This window comes from Actinomycetota bacterium, assembly GCA_019347575.1.
In the GTDB taxonomy this organism is placed as follows: domain Bacteria; phylum Actinomycetota; class Nitriliruptoria; order Nitriliruptorales; family Nitriliruptoraceae; genus JAHWKY01.
Window position 1 is genome coordinate 1 of the sequence record JAHWKY010000103.1, and the last position, 3,001, is coordinate 3,001.

Genomic DNA, 3,001 nt, shown 5'->3' on the forward strand with positions numbered 1-3,001 from the left:
GGCACCGCCGCACGGAGTGGTTCACCCGTCAGCCGTCGTCCACCTGCGCTCGGAGGGCGGCGATGTCGGCGATCTCCCACGCCTCGAAGACCTTGCCATCGCGGAGGTGAGCGATCACCGCCTGATCGATCCGAAAGCTACGGCCTGTGCCGTCGACTCCACCGAAGGAAGTCGTGAGCGTGCCGGTGACGACGACGCGAGCCATCTCCACGTCACCATCGACCAGCACTTCCTGTACGTCATGGCGTAGGTCGGGCATGGCGGCTAGAGCGTCCCGCCAGACCGCCTTCTCTTCATCGGCACTCGCTGTTGAGAGTCCCGCCGGCGCATGGATGATTGCGTCGGGATGGAGCAACTGATCGAAGGCGTCGAGGTCGCCCGCATCGCCGGCAGCCAGCCAGCGGAAAACGACCGTGGAGGAGAAGTCACGCATGCGGGGAGTGTCGCACTGCACATCCTCCGCGTCCATGGAACTGGACTACCAGCTATCGGCGAAGCCGACGGTGAGCTCGGGCACGTGTACCGGCTACGGAATCATGCGGCAAGAACCGGACCGGATCGGACGTGGAACCGCTCGCCGAGAGTGTCGAGGGTCCTGCGGTGGTGTTCTCGATCCCGACGGTGCGTTCTCAGGAACTCGGTCACTCCGATGATCCTGCGCGGGAGTGGATACCAGCGGTCGAAGTCGAGCCCGCAGTCCATGAGGACCTTCTTGGGTAGCGCCTCGGAGATCATGCTGAGGTTGTGCAGGGCCAGGCTCATCGAAGCGAAGGTGACAATGGCCTTCGCCTTGCTGTAGAGGTCTGCGATGTCCAGCTCGTACAGACCCAGGCCCCCCAGCTGGCCCCTGAACATCAGGTGCGTGAGGAAGTAGCCCGCGAACGAGGGGTACACGCCGGTCGTGCTGGAGCGCATCTGGATCGAGAGCGTTGTCGCAGCCGGGGAGACGAATGGCTCATACGGGTGCGACGTGCGGAGCAGCGATCCGGTGCAGTTCACCAGCCAGGTCCCCCTCGGCACGATGTGCGTGCGGCCGCTGCGGAAGACCAGCTCGACCTCGTCGTCACGATCCACGGCGTCGCTGAAGTACTCCTTCTCGATCGAGTGCAGCCCTGCGGTGATGACCGCCAGCTCGACGTCGGACAGGTACGCGTTGAAGAAGTCCGTCGCGTCGGGAAGGAGCCCGATGCCGTAGGTGACGCGGAACCACTCGCGGACCTCGTCCTCGTTGGTGCCGTCGAACCGCTGTCCGACCTGCCGCAGCATCGTATTGATCGGGGTGCCGGCACACCATCGGCGAGCACCTGTCGGGAAGAAGGTTTCGCGTCTGGCGAAGATGACTCCCGGGCCGGCCAGCATGCTCACCTTGCGATCCGGGAACGCCGTGATCAGCCGGTGAGCCGTGTCCATCGCGGTCTTGCCGCCACCGACGATCCAGATCGGAGTGTCGTCCCCGCGCAGCTCGGGCCCGTCGGGGTCGAGGAGCTCGGGAGTGGTGGAGCGCACGCGACCGCTGGATGTCTCGAGCGGCCGGTTCGGCGTGACCTGATGCCCGAACGCCTTGATCAAGCGTTTCGCCGTCACCGTCTCGATGCGACCTTCGGGGGACCTCAGGGTCACGTGGACGAGGCCGTTGATGTCCCCGTGTGACACGTAGTCCCAGCCAAAGTGCTCCTCGACGCCGACACGCTTGCTGGCGATGTCCAGACAGCGCTGGAGATGGTCCATGACCTCTGGTTTCGTGGCCAGGTGGCTGGGGTCCTCGCGGAGGGCCCACGTGATGTTGCCGGCCGTGAAGATTCCGTGTGGCTGGTGCAGGCGGACGTAGTCATAGGTGTCGACCCACATGCCCCCTGCGCGCGGTCGCCTGTCGACCAGGGCGACCCGATCCGAACGGGAGAGGTACGTGCTCGCCACGACGAGGGCATTCAGCCCCGTGATGCCCGCCCCGACGATGCAGACCTCATACGTCCGGGCTGAGGAGCGGATCGGCGTGGCATGCGAGCCAGAATCGCTCATCGGTCAACTCCAATCGGTCGGGCGGCTACCCGACCATCACCGCTATGCCATAGTAGAGATAAGACTTAGCGACGGAGCGAGCAGCATGACAGCGACTATCGAACCCCATGCGCGACGGTGGCGGCGCACCCCGGCCTCCCAGGGACGTCAATAGGACCCGCTGACAGTACCCGGCGGGCGGGTTGGCGCCGACGGGGATCTCCGCGGTCCCTGCGGCCCCACGCCCGCCGACGCGCAGACAGCCGACGAAAAGAGACTGGCACCGTCCGGTCGGCCGACGGGACCGAGATCGGTTGGCGCAGATCGGGCTCAGGCGACCCAGTAGTCCTGCACAACAGGACCAGCGCGGAGCGCCAACTGGGCGGTCATCGCTGTCTCCGGCACACAGTGTCGGTCCGTAGTCTGGCGGGCACCACGCCCGCGATCTCGCGGCCGCGCCGGGGCCGACATTGGCAGGAGGTGATGGTCATCAACCGTCTGGCAGCCGAGATCTCGCCGTACCTGCTCCAGCACGCCGACAACCCCGTGGACTGGTTCCCGTGGGTGAGGCGGCGTTCGAGGAGGCACGGCGCCGGAACGTCCCCATCTTCCTCTCCGTGGGGTACTCGAGCTGCCACTGGTGACCATCAGAGACGCGAGGAGCGTCACGCCTCCCCGATGAACCCGGCCGGGGCGACGATCGGCATGTCGCGCCACGAGCCCAGGGCGAGCAGGTGGCGGTCGCCGCTGACGATCACGTCGGCGGTGTCCTCTGCAGCTGCCTCGAGCACCCGGTTGTCCGCGGGGTCGTTGATGATGTCCTCCACCACCTCGGCGGGCTTCACGAGCTCGCCGATCCGGATCATCTGTGCGACCACCTCCTCCACGTAGGCCGGCTCCCAGTCGAACTTGTCGACCAGGACCCGACCCAGCTCCGCTAGCAACGGCCGGGACACGATCATCGTCAACTCGCCGGAGAGCACCCGGCGGTAGACGTCCTCGG

Annotated in this window: 3 protein-coding genes and 1 pseudogene; 1 reads left to right on the forward strand and 3 read right to left on the reverse strand. The window is 66.3% G+C overall.

The features are described from left to right. Window positions 1-28 precede the first annotated feature (28 nt). Window positions 29-469 (reverse strand): ester cyclase, encoded by a 441-nt coding sequence (locus tag KY469_22730; GenBank protein ID MBW3665908.1) that lies wholly within the window; start codon window positions 467-469, stop codon window positions 29-31. A gap of 65 nt (window positions 470-534) precedes the next feature. Next, window positions 535-2,019 carry a potassium transporter gene (locus KY469_22735; protein MBW3665909.1) on the reverse strand — a complete coding sequence of 495 codons (1,485 nt, stop codon included), beginning with the start codon at window positions 2,017-2,019 and terminating at the stop codon, window positions 535-537. 462 nt (window positions 2,020-2,481) lie between these two features. On the opposite strand from KY469_22735, the pseudogene KY469_22740 reads away from it, so the two are divergent. After that, window positions 2,482-2,642 (forward strand): annotated as a pseudogene (locus KY469_22740) (thioredoxin domain-containing protein). Between the two features lie 21 nt (window positions 2,643-2,663). On the opposite strand, the gene KY469_22745 reads toward KY469_22740, so the two are convergent. Then, window positions 2,664-3,001 (reverse strand): putative toxin-antitoxin system toxin component, PIN family (locus KY469_22745; GenBank protein ID MBW3665910.1); only part of this gene is annotated, 338 nt, incomplete at its 5' end.

What these genes read in the sequence shown, in the direction of transcription:
- KY469_22730 (MBW3665908.1), bottom strand. Translation starts at nt 469, where the DNA reads ATGGACGCGGAGGATGTGCAGTGCGACACTCCCCGCATGCGTGACTTC.
- KY469_22735 (MBW3665909.1), bottom strand. Translation starts at nt 2,019, where the DNA reads ATGAGCGATTCTGGCTCGCATGCCACGCCGATCCGCTCCTCAGCCCGG.